Origin of the sequence: Sphingomonas aracearum (genome assembly GCF_003345355.1) — a bacterium.
Classification (GTDB): domain Bacteria; phylum Pseudomonadota; class Alphaproteobacteria; order Sphingomonadales; family Sphingomonadaceae; genus Sphingomonas; species Sphingomonas aracearum.
This window is the reverse complement of the sequence record NZ_QQNB01000005.1, coordinates 58481-73613: the sequence shown is the minus strand read 5'-3', so window position 1 is coordinate 73613 and position 15133 is coordinate 58481. Positions and strand designations below refer to the sequence as shown.

The 15133-nt window shown below is 65.0% G+C and carries 15 protein-coding genes and 1 pseudogene; 11 read left to right on the top strand and 5 right to left on the bottom strand.

The window, feature by feature from the left end; translation table 11 throughout:
- Nucleotides 1-21 precede the first annotated feature (21 nt).
- Nucleotides 22-1290, top strand: a complete 1269-nt coding sequence (locus DVW87_RS16790; protein WP_239017975.1) for a site-specific integrase — start codon at nt 22-24, stop codon at nt 1288-1290.
- 112 nt (nt 1291-1402) lie between these two features.
- On the opposite strand, the gene DVW87_RS16785 is transcribed toward DVW87_RS16790, so the two are convergent.
- A complete protein-coding gene (locus DVW87_RS16785; RefSeq protein ID WP_114688958.1) occupies nt 1403-2152 on the bottom strand; it encodes a hypothetical protein in 750 nt (249 codons plus the stop codon).
- A gap of 129 nt (nt 2153-2281) precedes the next feature.
- Here DVW87_RS16785 and DVW87_RS16780 point away from each other — a divergent pair, with 129 nt between their 5' ends.
- Nucleotides 2282-2452, top strand: coding sequence for a hypothetical protein (locus DVW87_RS16780; protein ID WP_239017974.1), 171 nt, complete (start codon nt 2282-2284; stop codon nt 2450-2452).
- A 5-nt stretch (nt 2453-2457) separates the two neighbouring features.
- On the top strand, nt 2458-3090 hold the full coding sequence (locus tag DVW87_RS16775) for a hypothetical protein (protein ID WP_114688956.1): 633 nt from the start codon (nt 2458-2460) through the stop codon (nt 3088-3090).
- A gap of 73 nt (nt 3091-3163) precedes the next feature.
- Here the strand turns inward: DVW87_RS16775 and DVW87_RS16770 are convergent, their stop codons facing one another.
- Complete coding sequence (locus DVW87_RS16770; protein ID WP_114688955.1) at nt 3164-3646, bottom strand: hypothetical protein; 483 nt, start codon at nt 3644-3646, stop codon at nt 3164-3166.
- An 89-nt stretch (nt 3647-3735) separates the two neighbouring features.
- Between DVW87_RS16770 and DVW87_RS18180 the strand changes: the two genes are divergently transcribed.
- Nucleotides 3736-3897: an RNA-binding protein gene (locus DVW87_RS18180; protein ID WP_181814885.1), complete on the top strand. Its 162-nt coding sequence runs from the start codon at nt 3736-3738 to the stop codon at nt 3895-3897.
- 48 nt (nt 3898-3945) lie between these two features.
- On the top strand, nt 3946-4785 hold the full coding sequence (locus DVW87_RS16765; protein WP_114688954.1) for a GIY-YIG nuclease family protein: 840 nt from the start codon (nt 3946-3948) through the stop codon (nt 4783-4785).
- Between the two features lie 10 nt (nt 4786-4795).
- Here DVW87_RS16765 and DVW87_RS16760 read toward each other — a convergent pair whose 3' ends face one another.
- Both DVW87_RS16760 and DVW87_RS18645 read right to left on the bottom strand, forming a co-directional pair.
- On the bottom strand, nt 4796-5353 hold the full coding sequence (locus DVW87_RS16760) for a hypothetical protein (RefSeq protein ID WP_114688953.1): 558 nt from the start codon (nt 5351-5353) through the stop codon (nt 4796-4798).
- A 160-nt stretch (nt 5354-5513) separates the two neighbouring features.
- Complete coding sequence (locus DVW87_RS18645; protein WP_420822352.1) at nt 5514-5837, bottom strand: HNH endonuclease signature motif containing protein; 324 nt, start codon at nt 5835-5837, stop codon at nt 5514-5516.
- A 371-nt stretch (nt 5838-6208) separates the two neighbouring features.
- Between DVW87_RS18645 and DVW87_RS16750 the strand changes: the two genes are divergently transcribed.
- Genes DVW87_RS16750 through DVW87_RS16740 form a run of 3 tightly spaced genes read left to right on the top strand, consistent with a single transcriptional unit; the run spans nt 6209 to nt 8999 of the window.
- Complete coding sequence (locus tag DVW87_RS16750; protein ID WP_114688999.1) at nt 6209-6598, top strand: LexA family protein; 390 nt, start codon at nt 6209-6211, stop codon at nt 6596-6598.
- The gene (locus tag DVW87_RS16745) at nt 6595-7866 is read left to right on the top strand and encodes a Y-family DNA polymerase (protein WP_114688951.1); all 1272 of its coding nucleotides are present in this window, start codon (nt 6595-6597) and stop codon (nt 7864-7866) included. The genes DVW87_RS16750 and DVW87_RS16745 overlap by 4 nt, the downstream gene beginning before the upstream one ends.
- A 38-nt stretch (nt 7867-7904) precedes the next feature.
- Nucleotides 7905-8999 carry an ATP-dependent DNA ligase gene (locus DVW87_RS16740; RefSeq protein ID WP_114688950.1) on the top strand — a complete coding sequence of 365 codons (1095 nt, stop codon included), beginning with the start codon at nt 7905-7907 and terminating at the stop codon, nt 8997-8999.
- Here the strand turns inward: DVW87_RS16740 and DVW87_RS16735 are convergent.
- Entirely contained in the window at nt 8980-9657 is a 678-nt protein-coding gene (locus DVW87_RS16735) for an SOS response-associated peptidase (RefSeq protein ID WP_114688949.1), read from the bottom strand. The two genes, DVW87_RS16740 and DVW87_RS16735, sit on opposite strands and share 20 nt — an antisense overlap.
- A 155-nt stretch (nt 9658-9812) precedes the next feature.
- Between DVW87_RS16735 and DVW87_RS16730 the strand changes: the two genes are divergently transcribed.
- From DVW87_RS16730 to DVW87_RS16720, 3 genes and pseudogenes are all read left to right on the top strand, one after another.
- Nucleotides 9813-11432, top strand: coding sequence for a site-specific DNA-methyltransferase (locus DVW87_RS16730; protein ID WP_147276297.1), 1620 nt, complete (start codon nt 9813-9815; stop codon nt 11430-11432).
- Nucleotides 11429-14023: a DEAD/DEAH box helicase gene (locus tag DVW87_RS16725; RefSeq protein ID WP_114688947.1), complete on the top strand. Its 2595-nt coding sequence runs from the start codon at nt 11429-11431 to the stop codon at nt 14021-14023. The genes DVW87_RS16730 and DVW87_RS16725 overlap by 4 nt, the downstream gene beginning before the upstream one ends.
- A 69-nt stretch (nt 14024-14092) precedes the next feature.
- Nucleotides 14093-15040 (top strand): annotated as a pseudogene (locus DVW87_RS16720) (IS3 family transposase); the annotation flags it as partial.
- Between the last annotated feature and the right edge of the window lie 93 nt (nt 15041-15133).

The following is a 15133-nucleotide window of genomic DNA, read 5'->3' as shown; positions in this document are numbered from 1 at the left end:
CAGCCACATCGTTTGCGAGAGATGCGGCTGCGCTCGCGCAAAGGGAGCCGCGCGGCTCAATCGGCGCCCGTGGCTGACAGCGAGCATGTCACGGCTGGGCTAGACGGCTCCGTCGTCCACTGTCTCAGGTGTAAGTCCACCGTTTCAGGTGACGATCGCTCGGACCAGAACGTCCACCCTTTTGGGGAAACCGACAGGGCAGAATCGGGAAAGGAGTTTCCGAAAACCGGCAACTCCTTTCCGAGGCTGGCACCGACCTTGAACGACCCGATCGACCCCGCGCCACTGCCCCCGTCGCAATCGCTCATCGTGGCGACGGCGAGCGACCTGGTGGTGCGGCCGGCGCCGATGCTGCCCGGGATCGTCGACCACGAGACCGAGCGCGCCGATGCTTATGCCCGCGCCGCGCGCGCCGGCAACACTCAGCGCGCCTATCTCGCTGACTGGGCGATCTTCACCGCCTGGTGCGCGGTGCGCGGCGAATGTCCGCTCCCGACCACGGCCGAGGTCGTGCGCCGGTTCGTCGCGGCCGAGGCAGACGCCGGCAAGTCGCCCGCGACTGTCGAGCGCCGGGTGGCGGCGATCGGGCACTTTCACCGCGCCGAGAACCTCGTCGCGCCGACCGCTCAGCCCGATGCCGGCAAGCTGCGCGAGACCATGGCCGGGATCCGCAACAGCCGCGGAGGCAAGAAGACGCGCAAGCGCGCGGCCGACGCCGCGGTCTTGACCGCGATGCTGGGCGCCTTCCCCGGCGAGGGCCTGCGCGCGGTGCGCGACCGGGCGGTGCTGGCGATCGGGATGGCCGCCGCGCTGCGCCGCTCCGAGCTGGTGGCGCTCACGCTCGACGACGTCGAGCTCGTGGCCGAAGGGCTGCGGCTCTCGATCGGGCGGTCGAAGACCGATCAGCGACAGGACGGCGCCGAAATCGCGGTGCTCGAGGGCACCGGGCTGCGACCCAGGTCGCACCTGCTGGCCTGGATGGCGGCGGCCGGGCACCAGTCCGGGCTGCTGTTCCGACGCCTGACGCGCGGCGACGAGCTGACCGAGGACGGCATGAGCGATCGGGCGGTCGCGCGGCTCGTCCAGACGGCCGCGCGCAAGGCGGGGCTCGACGAGCGGCAGTTCGCAGGCCACTCGCTGCGCGCAGGCTTTCTCACCGAGAGCGCCGCGCGCGGTGCGACCATCTTCAAGATGCAGGAGGTTAGCCGGCACAAGACCGTCCAGATCCTCTCCGAGTATGTCCGCTCGGCCGAGCGGTTCAAGGATCATGCGGGCCGTGGCTTTCTATAGGTGCGCTGCCCACATTACTCCCGGACCGAGATCGTCTAGGGCGCAGCAGCGGGTTTAACCACGCATGGCCGTACTGAGGACAACCCATTGGTTTTAGGCGCAGAGAAGAAATTCACCAATTCGCGTTCAGCACATCCAGAAGCCACCAGCCCCATCGAAGCTTCCAAGAAGCATCTTTCGGCACGACCACGGGCTTTCCTCGGTAAGCCTCAACGACCGTGATCTTGGCGACATCAACGGTTTCCACCTTTCCGGATGCGACGACGACCGCCATGCGCGTGGCATTGGCGGCGATTGGACGCCCTATGACGGGCGCGGGCCGTCCCTCTTCTCGGTAGGAGAAGCATCCGCTAGCGCAGTTGTTGGCGGCGACCAGCCATTCGGCTTGTGACACGCGCCACTGCCCGATTGCAGATCCTGACCAGAACAGGAGAAAGGCCAGAAGAGGTACGATGACGGTTGCTCCCGCCATTATCGCCCGGGGCTTCTGCTTGTCAGGGTCGGACGTGATCCAGGCTTCAAGGCTGGACAGCTTCGCTGGCTTTCCGAACCTGCCAACATACCTGCCGCTTATCCACCCGCTTACTTGGGTCACGGGCCAGCCAATTGGCCAATAGAGCGCAAAGAAAACTAGTGAGAAGGCGAGGAGAGTTCCGGCCCCGCCCATGATCATCTCACCCGCCGACCCGGAGAAGCCGGAAGCGTCCAGGCCGTAGGGCGACAGAGCGGCCTTCGTCGCGGTTTGGAACAGGAACAGAAGCGCCCCTGAGAGCACGGCCACGATCGTCGCGCCATAGGTCAGCACCCGTTTCGCCCAGCGGGCGAGGATCAGGTCCGATGTGGGCGTAGCGGGAGAGGTCATTGCAACAATGTAGCTCTCCGCTAGAGCGGATCAAACCTAGTCGCCCGGTCTGAAAGGCCGGGCTCCGGCGGACGGCTGCGATCGGCTCGAGTGCTTGCGGAGGGTCGCTGGAAAGCGCATATATCTGCCATGGCGACCAGGTCCGATACGATCAGCTCCAAGGCGGCGAAGGCAGGCGTGCTCGGGCGCAGCGCCGTCACCGGGCGCTATGTGCTGGCGCCGGCCTCGACGAAGAAGGCAACAGTTTCCGACCAGCGTATCGCTGCGGCCGTGAAGAGCGTGCTCGCCAAAAAGAAGTAAGCTCCGTGGCCGGCCAGACGTCGACCGACGACGTCTTCATCAATTGTCCGTTCGACGACGCTTTTGCGCCAACCTTTAGGGCGCTGATCTTCTCGATCCTGGTTTGTGGCTTCCGTCCACGCTCGGCACGCGAACTCGACGATGGCGGGCAGACGAGGATCGACAAGATTCTTGGGCTGATCGAGCAGTGCCGCTACGGCATCCATGACCTGTCGCGGACCGAACTCGACGCGGTTCACAACCTTCCGCGCTTCAACATGCCACTCGAGCTTGGGCTATTCCTGGGCGCCAAGCGCTACGGAGGCAAGCATCAAAAGGCCAAGCGCGTCCTGATCCTCGACGTCGAGCAGTTCCGGTATCAGCGTTTCATCTCCGATCTGGCCGGAATGGACATTCACCAGCATGGGGGCGAGCCCGCGCGCGCGCTTCGGGAGGCCCGCGACTGGCTGGCGAACGTCTCACGCCGCGAGCTGCCAAGCGCGGATCGGGTGCAGCGAGTCTATGAAGCATTCCTGGGCGACTTACCCGACCTTGCTGCCGCGCTGGAGTTCGACCCAGACCGCATTCCCTATGTCGACTTTGAGCGGATCGTCGGGCGTTGGCTGGTCGAGGCACCTCCGGCCGTCGGGGCGGACTAACACCGGAATAGGTTCAGAGTGGCTCAATCCTGCCAAACCGGACGTTGACGGTGCGCTAAAGGTCTTAGGTTAATCAAGCGGTCCCGGAAGGGCTGAGCGACTGCGGAGTGATCATCCGTATCGACAGCTCCCCGTAGCTGCTGAGCTGCTCAAGGAGCGCGATGCTGTGTTCCTCGACGTCGTCTGGATTGTCGAATACCTCCATTGTGTAGCAGCCCCGCGCCATGTCGCAGCCGGGTGTGACCTCGGCAGCTCGTGAATATGGCTCCGGCCAGCGGCAGACGAGAACCCAGGGCCACCCCTCCTCCGGCGGCTCGTAGCGCGATATAAGGACGTTGTCGGAGACCATTGCCGACGGGCGACGGTCGAGAAGGTCGGGCGCCACGGCGGCCGAACGCGGCTCATCGAGAAAGCGCTCGAGCTCGGCACGCTCCTCGTCGGTTTCAAGGATGATCGCGTAATAGCGGCCGAGTGCCAGCCCCTCCCCCCGGTTCCGGACGGGCATGTCTATCAACATCACGCTCGGTGCGGCGATCATCGGCGAGGCATACAGCATGCGCACGCGCGCGAGGGTCTGCGAAAGGCGGTGCATGGTGCTGATCGGCCGTTTCCAGTTTACCTGTGCGGTCGGGGGGATATGGTCGCATGATGACCGACACCGAGCAACTCTCTGCGCAGCAATGGCACGAGCGGATCCAATCGCTTAGCGACCGTGAGGTGATTGCCCTGTACGAGCGGGAGGAAGGCCTGGGGCCGATCGCCGACGTAGCCGCCGACGAGATGGAGCGCCGCAATCTCGATTACTGATCACCGGGCGGCAGGCGCTGCCTCGATCCTGTTCGCGAACTCTAACGCATGGCGCTGACCTTCAATGCCCTGCTGGACGACGCCGGCGTTGCGCCGGCCGAGGTGCGGCTTCTCCGGCATCAGACCCAGGCGGGCACTGGTCGCACTCCCTATTCGCTGTGGCGCGACGATCGAGCGGGCTTCCTGACCTACCAGAGCCTGCAGACGGCGCAGAATCGGCCGCGCCTTGCTGGCAGCTATTGTGCGAGTTTCGTCGTGACGCCCGCGGCCGCGACGTTGTTCGTCGGTCTGTACGAAGTGTCCCTGATCGGGGACGCCCCTGACGATCTGGTCGACCCCTTACGTCACAAGCTCGCCACCGAAGGCGGCGCGCGGCCGCTTGATCTGTACGCGCAGCGCTCGGTTGCCGACCTAGAGGACCTGGTTGGCCGCGTGACGATCGACTGGGGTGCCGGCACCCGCAGCTGGATCCAGCGCGCCGGCAGTCAGTCCAAGCCGATCCTCGAACTGAGCCGAGCCTTTCAGGAAGAGGCCTTTCCCGGCTTCGTCCGCTTCCTCGGCAATCTATCGACCCTCGAAGCGCTGCCCAAAGGGTGGATCGCGGCGCTGGCGGCTGCGCGCGGGGTGTACCTGCTGACCTGCCGCCGCACCCGCGAGCAGTATGTCGGGTCGGCGACCGGCGAGAGCGGGTTTTTCGGCCGCTGGTTGACCTATGCCGGTGACGGTCACGGCGGCAATGTCGGGCTGAAGAGCCGCGATCCGAGCGACTACCAGGTGAGCATCCTTGAGGTGAGCGGGTCGAGCGCCACGGTGGAGGAGATCATCGGCGCCGAGCAGCTCTGGAAAGCCAAGCTGCAGAGCCGCGAAATGGGCCTCAACCGGAACTGATTGGCGAGCCTTAGCGGCCGGGGTGAAGCGCGCGACGCGCCTCGTCGGTGATGGTGTAGACCGCTTGGCGCTGGGCGCCGCGGTTGTGATGATCGATCCGGTAGCCCTGATAGTGCCGGCGGACCAACCCCGCCCTAACGAGCTCGGAGACGGCACGGCTGACGTTCGTCCGGCCGGACTGGCGAACCCGCTTGCGGACCTGCGCGTCGACGATCTGCTCCGCCGCCTCGGGGTCCAGCGGGAGCGCGCGCTTGGCTTCGAGTTCCTGGCGCACCTTGTCCGCAATCGCACGCCGGCGGGGATCGCGCTGCGCGACCGGCACCAGCGCGTCGCAGAGCCAGTCGCGCACCGGGATTCTTCGGCTTCCCTCTCGGATGTACGGACCGGCCGAGCCCGTTTGCGCGCTCGCCTGGGCGATTAGGTTCAGCACCATAAAGCTGTAGCGCGGTCGCTCGCAGACGACGGTCAGGCGTTCGAGGATCGCCGGCAAGTCGAGTGGACGCTCCTGCACCTCCGCTCCAACCGGCCGAGCGCGCTCCTCGAGGGAGAAGAGGTCAGGCTGAAACATGGAACATTAAGAGCACAGACGGCCCATCAAGTGAATCCCGCATGATGGACCGGGATGAACTTTGACCGCTCGCGGCACTTCACCGGGGGGCAAAGTGCCGCTGGCGATCCTGTGTTTGGCCCATCGTCACGTCGTTGGGGCGTTGCTGCTTTCCGCGCCGTTAGAGTTGGACGACTGACGACGGGCGAGGCGGAGTGCCGCCTCCGGCAACGTCGACCAGCGGCCAGAAGCCGTGCCAGCCTTTGCGCGCCCGGCGGCGCTGAACGTGGGCGCGGTACTTGGCCGGTGACAGAGCGGGTGTTGCGCGACCCCGTGGGTGCCGGTGATGGTTGCAGTAGGAGCACGCGGCGGCGATGTTCGCCGCGACGTCTCGGCCTCCATCGCTTTTCGGTCGGAGGTGCTCGGCGGTGGCCTGATGGCGAGCGGCTTGCCTTCGCGACAGGCCCCATCGCGCTGCAAAAGCCGTCGGATCGGCCAGCCACATCGGCTGATCGCAGTAGAGGCACCGTCCTTCTTGCGTGTGAAAACTGGCTGAGAGGTGGTTCTTGATACTCGGCATGACCGGGCTCCTTGATGTTGATCAAGGTGGTGCGCCGCGGCTTACGCCGGTTGGGAGATGAGCTGCTGCTCGCGCACAGACGGCCTTCAGCTCGTCCCACGGTCCCATGAACGTGGCTGTTGCCTCCGTTCCGGTGCAGAATGTCACGCCGGAGCGGTGGCTGCAAGCCACCGCTTTGCGCCAGTCCGATCCGCTACCCCGTTCCCAAAATGTTCTCATGCGCGTTATGACGGGTCGATTGCCCGCACGAGACCCGATTCATGTATGCCGTTCGCCTGACAGAGATCCCCTATGAAATGGTCCCGCTCGAGGTCCGCATCCTGCTGTGCCGGACGCCCGCCGGCTTCCCCTCCCCTGCGCAGGACGATCTCGAGGAGCCGATCGACTTGGGCGAGTGGCTGATCGAGCAGCCGGCTGCGAGTTACGTGATGCGGGTGGACGGTCACTCCATGACTGGCGCCGGCATCACTGACGGGGATCTGATCGTCGTAAGTCGCGCGAAGACGCCCCGACCGGGGCACATCGTGGTCGCCCTGGTCCATGGCGACCGCACCCTGAAGCGGCTGAAGCGGATGGATGGTCGACTCTGGTTGGTCCCGGAAGCGGAAGGCTATCCGCACACCGTCGTCGACGAATATGTCGAGATTTGGGGCGTGGTCGTCGGGCTCGCACGTCGGTATGTATGAGCACCCCGATCGCGCTCATCGACTGCAATTCCTATTATTGCTCGGCCGAACGCGCCTTTGACCCCAGACTAAAAGGCGTGCCCGTCGTGGTGGCGTCGAACAACGACGGCTGCGCTATCGCTCGTTCCGACGAGGCCAAAGCTCTTGGTATCAAGATGGGCGATCCGGTCCACAAGATCAAAGACAAGATCAAGGCGCACGGCATCCGTGTGCTCTCATCTAACTACACGCTTTACGGAGATATGCAGCGCCGAGTGCTCGCGGCTGTCGAGCCCTTCGCGCGGGACATAGAGGTCTACTCAATCGATGAGAGCTTCCTCGATCTGGGTGGTTTCGAGGATCGCGACCTGGTGGCGCACGCGCAGGCAATGCGCGCCCAGGTCCTGCAGTGGACCACTATCCCGACCTGCGTGGGGATCGGTCCGACGAAGACGCTGGCGAAGCTCGGCAATGCGGCCGCGAAGAAGAATCCGCTGTTCGACGGTGTCGCCGACCTCCGCGACGAGCCGATCCGCGACTGGGTGCTCGAGCGGTTCCCGGTCGAGGACGTCTGGGGCGTAGGCAGCGCGACGGCGCGGAAGGTGAAGGATCTCGGCATCCACACCGCGGCGGCGCTTCGCGACATGCCGGTCAAGCAGGCCAGGAGCATGGGGACGGTCGTGTTGGAGCGCCTCGTGGCTGAGCTGCGCGGCGTGCCGGCCGCGGTGGTCGAGACGATCGAGCCCCAGCGGAAGGGGATGGCGGTGACGCGATCCTTCGGCCAGCCGGTGACGGATTTCGACGTGCTGATGGGCGCGATCGCGCAGTATGCGATGCGCGCCGGCGAGAAGCTGCGGTCGCATGGGCTGGTCGCTGGTCGACTCACGGTCCTGTTCCACACCAACCGCTTCGCCGATCGGCCGCAATATGGCGCGTCGAGGACTCTGAGCCTCCACCCGATGACGGCCGACGGGCTGGAGCTGGTCCGTGTAGCGCGGAAGGGCGCGGAGCATGCCTGGCGCGATGGCTACGCCTACACCAAGGCAGGCGTGATGTTGGAGGATCTCGTCTCAGCCGAGCTGCGCCCGCGCACTCTCTTCGAGGACGAGACGGACACGGGACGGCGTGAGAGGTTGATGGCGGCGCTGGACGACATCAACGGCAAGTTCGGCCGCTTCACCGCGGTTCCGGGCACCCAAGGCTTCAAGCGGGAGTGGCAGATGCGGGCGGCAGCGAAGTCGCCGGCGTACACGACGCGGATCGCCGACGTGCCGGTGGTGCGCGCGTAGCGACGGGAACGAGTCCGACCGGCGAGCGATTCCTCCCGGTGAAGCGCCTCGAATCGCCTCTGAGCCGGGAAGAGCTTAACGCCCTTCCAGTGGTCGCGCCGGACCTGCCGGAAGCGATGCACTTCATGGACTGTCCGACTTGCGGGCAGGCGATCGACTGTCGCAACCTGGGCGACGTCCTCCACCACGACCAGCCGGGCCACGCTTCGATCCCGAGCGCCGCACTGGCGGCCGCCCTCGCCTTCGTCGAGCCGATGCTCCCTACCCTGGTCGACGAGCCGCCGGCCGGCGAGGGCTGGATCCACGAAATCAAATATGACGGTTATCGCACGCAGATCGTGATTGACGGCGATGGGGTTCGGGCGTTCACCCGTAATGGTCACGACTGGAGCGACAAATATGCTCCTCTGCTGAAGGCGGCAGGGCTGCTCGGCTGTCGACACGCGATCATCGACGGCGAAGTCATCGTTCAGGACGAGGCCGGTCGCAGCGACTTCCCGGCTCTCCGGACGGCGATCGGGCGGACACCGGAACGGCTCGTCTTCATGGCCTTCGACCTTTTGCACCTCGACGGCACGGACCTGCGGCCGCTCGCGGTCGAGCAGCGCCGGGAGCGCCTCGAGGAGCTGGTGGGTGACTTCGACCCCAGCGCGACGATACATTTCAGCGCCGAGGTGCGCAGGGGCGGCGCGGACTTCTTCCGCGCGGTTGACGCGATGGGGCTGGAGGGGATCGTGTCGAAGAAGCGAGGCACCCGATATGCGAGCGGTCGCGTGAAAACCTGGCTGAAGATCAAGGCGTGGACTGAGGGGGACTACCTCGTGGTCGGAACCGAGGCGAACCCTGGCGAGCCGGTGTCAGCCCTCCTGGCGCGCGAGACGGATGAGGGGCTAGAATATGCCGGGGGCGCGGCGATCACCCTGTCGGCGGACAGCCGAGAGCTCTTCTACTCGGCCGCAGAGCAGCTGCAGCGGGATCGACCGCCGCCAGGAATGCCGCGATCGAAGCGAGCGCGCTGGATCGACCCCGAGATGCGGGTCCGCGTCCGGCACCTCAAGGGAAGCGAGAAGGTCCGGCACGCGACGGTGGTCGACGTGACCGAACTAGCGGGTGTCAGGCGTCGATCTCGATAAGGTCGTCGGATGGCGTTTCGACCTGGCGGACCATCTCGCCGTCATAGGGCCGCACCAGCTCCAGGGCCTCGGCCGCGCTCCCGTCGAGCCATTGCAGGAGATCGCACGGGCGCAGGATGACCGGCATTGCTTTGGGGTGCCACGGCTTCACGAACTCGTTTGGGTTGGTCGTGGCGAACGCATATGCCTCGCCCCGCTCGGTCGGCCGCCACAGGCCCGCAAAGAAGCCGATCGGCTGATCCGGCAACGCGAACCACATCTGCCGCGGCTTGCTGTCGTCTCCTACCCCGCCTTCGGGATGCGGCTCGGCGAACCAGGTGAACGGCACGATGCAGCGCCGCTCCGCGCTCGCGATCGACGGTTTCCACATCGTCGATGAGAGGTTCCTCGCGTTCGTGACGTACTTGTCGAGCTTGATCTCGGGGTTTCGCTTGCTCGGCACCTTTGTCGGGAAACCCCACTCGAGGAGCACCATTTCGAGGGGGCGGTTGCCGGCCGTGCTGCGGCGGACGATCGGACCGTGCCTCGCGGTCTTCTTGCCGGTCGGGAAGATCTCGCGCGCGGGCGGGAACACCTCGTCGGGCGCGTATGGCGGCTCGAATCCGCACGCGCGCATGACGGCAGCCTGTTTCGCAGAGATACGATAGCGGTTGCACATGAGCCCCTTTCTGCCACCATCCGCCACGCCTGTCAGGGCCGATCCCCTGGCTGGCTTTGTGGGGGACTCGGCGGTCGCCGGCTGGCCAGGAAGCGGGGCGTAGGCTAACAGGGCGGCTGTGTCGGGAGCATCGAGAGAACGTGGGGCAGTTGTAAGTGACGTCGAAATATGAAGGTCTGTCCCAAGCCGAGCTCGTCAATCTCCTGATAAAGCGCGACGCTGAAGCAAAGCTCGGGCTCGTTTGGGAGCGCGACGAGATAGAGCGTGATCAAGCGCTAAACGACAGCTTTGTCGCTCTTGAGTTGAACACGGAGGCGTCTTTAGGTCGCGGCCCGTTCAGAAATCTTATCGTCCGCGGCGAGAACTTCGACGCGCTCCGCTGGCTGCGAATGACGATGGCTGGCCGTGTCAAGCTGATCTATCTGGACCCGCCCTACAACACGGGCAACAAAGACTGGGTTTATAACGACCACTACGTAAACAAGACGGATCGGTTTCGCCATTCGATGTGGCTGGAGTGGATGCACACCCGCCTCGAACTCGCCCGTGATCTGCTCGCGCCCGATGGCGCGATCTTTGCGTCCATCGACGACAACGAGGGCGCGCAGCTCAAACTTCTGATGGATCAGGTGTTCGGTGCGCGTCGCTTCCGCGCCTCCTTCGTCTGGCAGAAGGTCGACAGCCCGAACGACAATAAGCCCGTGATCGCAGCCGATCACGAGTTCATCCATTGCTACGCCTCGGAAGAGGCGCTCGCGAAATGGTCGAAGATGCCGGATGCCAGCGTGCTCGCCGGTTTTAGCAAGCGGGACGAGGAAGGCCGCCTCTACCGGGATCGCATTCTGCGCAAAAACGGCAAAGCAAGTCTCCGGACCGACCGCGAAAGCATGTGGTTCAAACTCGACGCCCCCGACGGCACGCCGGTCTGGCCGATCCGAGCCGATGGCAAAGAAGGTCGGTGGTCGCACGGCGTCAAGGGCGTCGAGGAACTCCAACGCGACAAGCGGCTAATCTGGAAGGAAGTGACCCAGCCCGACGGCAGTTTGCTGTGGACGCCCTACGCCCGGGAGTTTGCGAAGGAAGAGCCCTCCAAGCCCTACCCGACGATTTGGGCGGACGTGGAGACCACGCGCCAGAGCAAGGACCATCACAAGCAGATGTTTCCTGGTGAGGAGCCGTTCGTAACGCCGAAACCTGAGCCGCTGATGGCCCGCATCCTCCAGATCGCCACACAGGAAGAGGACCTTGTTCTGGACCTTTTTCTCGGCTCCGGAACGACTGCCGCCGTTGCGCTCAAAATGAATCGACGTTTCATCGGGATAGAGGCCGTTCCCGAGATCGCGGACGGTGCGATCCGCCGGCTGGATGCGGTTAGGCGCGGCGAGGAAGGCGGCATCTCGAAAGCTGCGGAGTGGGAGGGAACGGACGACGGAGTTGCCGTGCTGTCCACCAAGCGGATCGAAATGGCTGACCTGGTGTACGATCTCTCGCCGCCGCAAGTGTGGTGCGCGGTTCAGGCGCTGGCGAATGTGCCGATCACCGAATGGGACGCGGGCAGGCCGGTTCAGTCGGTTGAGACGAGCCAGGCGACCGTCTGCTATTGCGATCGCGTCAGCGATGACGCGCTCGAGGCCATTGTCGGCTTCGCCCGCTGCGGGCGTCCGCTGTCGGTCTACGCCTACACGCCCGGCCCAGTCCGCGAGGCCCTGCGCGAGTTTCGGTCCAGCGAGGTTCACGCGCTGCCAGACGTGTTGCTCCGGAGCTTTGCCTCGTGACCGCGATCGCCGTCGCGACCAGCGCGCCGAGCGCAGCGGATGATGTGTTGCTCCCCCTCAAGGGCTTCCAGCAGCAAGCACGAAACGTCCTCGTACAGGTGATCACGGAGACGGATCGCTTCATCGACGCTGATCCGAGCCGGCGCCGCGAGATCTCGCTGCAAGTCGGAGTGAGCCTGCTTCGTTCCCCAACGGGTTCCGGCAAGACGCTCACGATCGGACGGTCGCTCGAGGGCGCGGTGGGTCAGCTTCGCGGTCGAACCGTCTGGATCTGGCTGACGCCGTACTCCGGGCTGGTCACGCAGTCCCGCGACGCGCTGGCCGAGCAATGTCCGGGCCTCCGCCTGCGAGACGTCGCCGCGGATCGCAATGTCGCGATGGCTCGCGATGGCGACGTGTACGTGACGACATGGTCCAACGTGGCGACCGAGAACAAGGACGCTCGCATCATCCGGCGCGATGATGAATATACGCCTGGGTTCGACCTCTTTGTAGCTGCTCTGAGGGCGAGTGGCTTTCGTATCGGTCTGGTGATCGACGAGGCGCATCAGAACTTCGGCACCACCGCCGTCCAGGCGAGCGCGTTCTACTCGAATGTGCTGGCCCCGGATTTCACCGTGCTGGCGACGGCCACGCCACGAGATCAACAGCTTCAAGCCTTCGAGGCAGCGGTCGGCATTCGCGAGATCAACCGCATCGACGTCCCGCGGGAGGAAGTGGTCCGGGCCTGCCTCAACAAGGTCGGGATCAAGGCGGTGCATTTCCGGGCCGACGAGAAGGACGAGCGCGTTCTCGACATGGCTGAGGTCGCGATCTTCGCTGGCCTCGAACGTCACCGGCGGGTTCGGGAAGCCCTCGTGGAAAAAGGCGTCGACCTTGTCCCGCTGTTGCTCATCCAGGTCGAGAACGCCGGTCCCGGCGAGCCTGACCCGATCGCTCGGGTCAGGTCTATCCTAGACAGCCTTGATGTCGATCGCAGTCGGGTTGCTGTTCATACGTCGAAGGAGCCAGATCCGTTCTTTCACACGCTCGCTTACGATGAGCGCAAAGATATTCTCGTGTTCAAGATGAGTGCGGCCACCGGGTTCGACGCTCCGCGGGCTTGGACGCTGGTGTCGCTGCGGTCGAGCGTCGGCCCGGAGTTTGGCCTGCAGGTCATCGGCCGGATCATGCGGGTCCATCCCAAGGTGCAGGCGCTTCATCCGTTCGCCTCAGAGCCACCGCGGACCGATCTCAGCCTGCTCGACTTCGGCTATGTCTTCCTTGCCCACCCTGCGCAACAGGTCGGGCTTGTTCAGGCGGCGGCAGAGCTCAACAACCTGAAGGGCGCGATCGAGACGCTCACCGATAACGTCCACGTCATCGACTTCGGGCAGGGAAGTCAGATCCTGCTCGATCCGACCCAGGGCTTCAAGGAGCTGCTGGTTCCTTCAGTGCCGGCCGCGGCGGCGGATGAGCGCCTCCCGGAGCGGTCATCCACGGCCAATCCGGATGTCGGGCAGCCCGACCCAACCGCCCCGGTCTATCTCCCGCTGGTATCGGCTCAGCCCTACCTCGCGCTGCTGTCAGCCGAACTCGATGCCCCTGCTCGCGTGAACGCTGCGACAGCCAAGGAGGAGGATGAGGCAAAACGGCCGACGCCACTGTTCGGGTATCGGTTGCGGGACGACCTCGTTTTCCCGAAGGCCTTGGCACGAGAGGTCATGCCGAAGTCGATGGACGGCCTCGTAAAGTGCATCTCCGAGCGTGTCGCCATCGACGATGAGACCGTCAATCTCATCTACAGGAACTGGGGGCGGGTTCACGTCACCGAAGAAGAGCTGTTCGGGGGAGAGCGGCAGACGAGCGTCAGCAACGCACCGATCTCTGCGGCGCGCATCGCAGCCGGTGCTCAGGCAGCATTCCGGTTTAATGACTCGATTGACGAGCGTGACCTGAAACCGGCGCTCCTTAACCGCCTCCGCGCCGCCATCATCGAAAAGGGCCTGCGGGAGCCGGAGGAGCGCGATCTTCGACGAGGAGTGGATCTTCTCGGCCTGCTTCGGCCGAACCTGCTCACGGACGCTTGCCGCAGCTGCCTCGCCGGTGCCGTCGAGGTTCTACAGAACGAGCCCATCCCGGAGCTTTATCAGGCCCCGCCTGGCCTCGAACATGCGCGGCTTGGTCTTTACCGCGTCTTCCCGAATGATCTTAACCGCGAGGAGCTGGCCTTCGCCCGGCTTCTCGATGAGGACAAGACGGGCACGGTACTCTGGTGGCTGCGGAATCCGCATAACGCGCGGTGGGCCGTTAGCATCGTACTACCGAACGGGGAGCGGCATTTCCCGGACTTCGTCATCGGCGTGAATGGCAACCGTCGCACGCTCGACAACATCGCACTTGCGGAGGTGAAGGACGACGGCACCACAGGGCGGCTCTTCTCCGAGAAGAATGGGCGAAAGGTTCGCGTGCAACATTCCCAGTATCGGCGGTGCCTGATGGTCTACCGGGATGATAGCTCGGGCTGGTACCAGGTGGCGTGGCGAGCCGATCTGCAGCGTCACGTACCGGCCGATCGTTTCGACATCCGGCAGCTCGAATGGACGGAGTAGAGCATGACGTGACCCCCGTTTCTTCATCCACCTGGACCTAGAGACCGGCCCCTCGAAGGGACGGACGGAATGAAGCGGAAGCAGTTTTCGGAAGAGCAGATCATCGGCATTCTGAAGGAAGGCCGAGGCGGGTGCGGTGGTGACAGAGCTGTGCCGCAAGCACGGCATGTCGAGCGCGACCTACTACGCCTGGAAGGCCAAGTATGGTGGCCTGGAGGTGTCCGAGGCGAAGCGGCTGCGGGCGCTGGAAGACGAGAATGGCAGGCTCAAGCGGCTGCTGGCCGACGCTATGCTGGACAATGCGGGGTTGAAAGACCTGCTGGCAAAAAAGTGGTGAGCGTGGCCGCCAAGCGGGAGGCGGTCGCGCGGTTGCAGGCTGGGTTCGGGATGAGCGAGCGGCGCGCCTGCGCCGTGATCGGGGCCGACCGGACGAGCATGCGCTACCGCTCGTGTCGCGATGGCGACGAGGATCTGCGGGCACGTCTGCGCGAGTTGGCCGGCCAGCGGCGCCGTTTCGGCTACCGCCGACTGCACATCCTGCTGCGGCGGGACGGCGTCACGATCAACCGCAAGAAGACGCAGCGGATCTACCGGGAGGAGGGGCTGACGGTCAGGCGCAGGAAGGGGCGAAGGCGCGCCGTGGGCGCGCGGGCGCCTGGGCCGGTGCTGGCGCTCCCCAACCAGCGCTGGAGCCTGGACTTCGTGCATGACCAGCTTGCCACTGGCCGGCGGTTCCGCGTGCTCAACATCGTCGACGACGTCACGCGCGAATGCCTGCGTGCGGTGGTGGACACCTCGATCTCCGGCAAGCGGGTCGTGCGCGAGCTGGTCGACCTGGTTGCCGAGCGTGGTCGGCCAGGCATGATCGTCAGCGACAACGGCACCGAGCTGACCTCGAACGCGGTGCTGGTCTGGTCGGGCGAGGCAAAGGTCGAGTGGCACTACATCGCGCCGGGCCGCCCCATGCAGAACGGCTATGTCGAGAGCTTCAACGGCCGCATGCGCGACGAGCTGCTTCTGTAGTCGGGGCCCTCACGTCAAGCTGGTCCGGTCCAAAATCCTCGGCATGGGGTCATGCTTCTGTCCGCGGTCGTTGTCGCCGCATGATGG

Coding starts and splice junctions, on each gene's coding strand:
- DVW87_RS16780 (WP_239017974.1), top strand. CDS start 2,282: ATGGCGACCAGGTCCGATACGATCAGCTCCAAGGCGGCGAAGGCAGGC.
- DVW87_RS16785 (WP_114688958.1), bottom strand. CDS start 2,152: ATGACCTCTCCCGCTACGCCCACATCGGACCTGATCCTCGCCCGCTGG.
- DVW87_RS16750 (WP_114688999.1), top strand. CDS start 6,209: ATGGTCCCGCTCGAGGTCCGCATCCTGCTGTGCCGGACGCCCGCCGGC.
- DVW87_RS18180 (WP_181814885.1), top strand. CDS start 3,736: ATGATGACCGACACCGAGCAACTCTCTGCGCAGCAATGGCACGAGCGG.
- DVW87_RS16770 (WP_114688955.1), bottom strand. CDS start 3,646: ATGCTGTATGCCTCGCCGATGATCGCCGCACCGAGCGTGATGTTGATA.
- DVW87_RS16745 (WP_114688951.1), top strand. CDS start 6,595: ATGAGCACCCCGATCGCGCTCATCGACTGCAATTCCTATTATTGCTCG.
- DVW87_RS16790 (WP_239017975.1), top strand. CDS start 22: ATGCGGCTGCGCTCGCGCAAAGGGAGCCGCGCGGCTCAATCGGCGCCC.
- DVW87_RS16765 (WP_114688954.1), top strand. CDS start 3,946: ATGGCGCTGACCTTCAATGCCCTGCTGGACGACGCCGGCGTTGCGCCG.
- DVW87_RS16760 (WP_114688953.1), bottom strand. CDS start 5,353: ATGTTTCAGCCTGACCTCTTCTCCCTCGAGGAGCGCGCTCGGCCGGTT.
- DVW87_RS18645 (WP_420822352.1), bottom strand. CDS start 5,837: ATGTGGCTGGCCGATCCGACGGCTTTTGCAGCGCGATGGGGCCTGTCG.
- DVW87_RS16735 (WP_114688949.1), bottom strand. CDS start 9,657: ATGTGCAACCGCTATCGTATCTCTGCGAAACAGGCTGCCGTCATGCGC.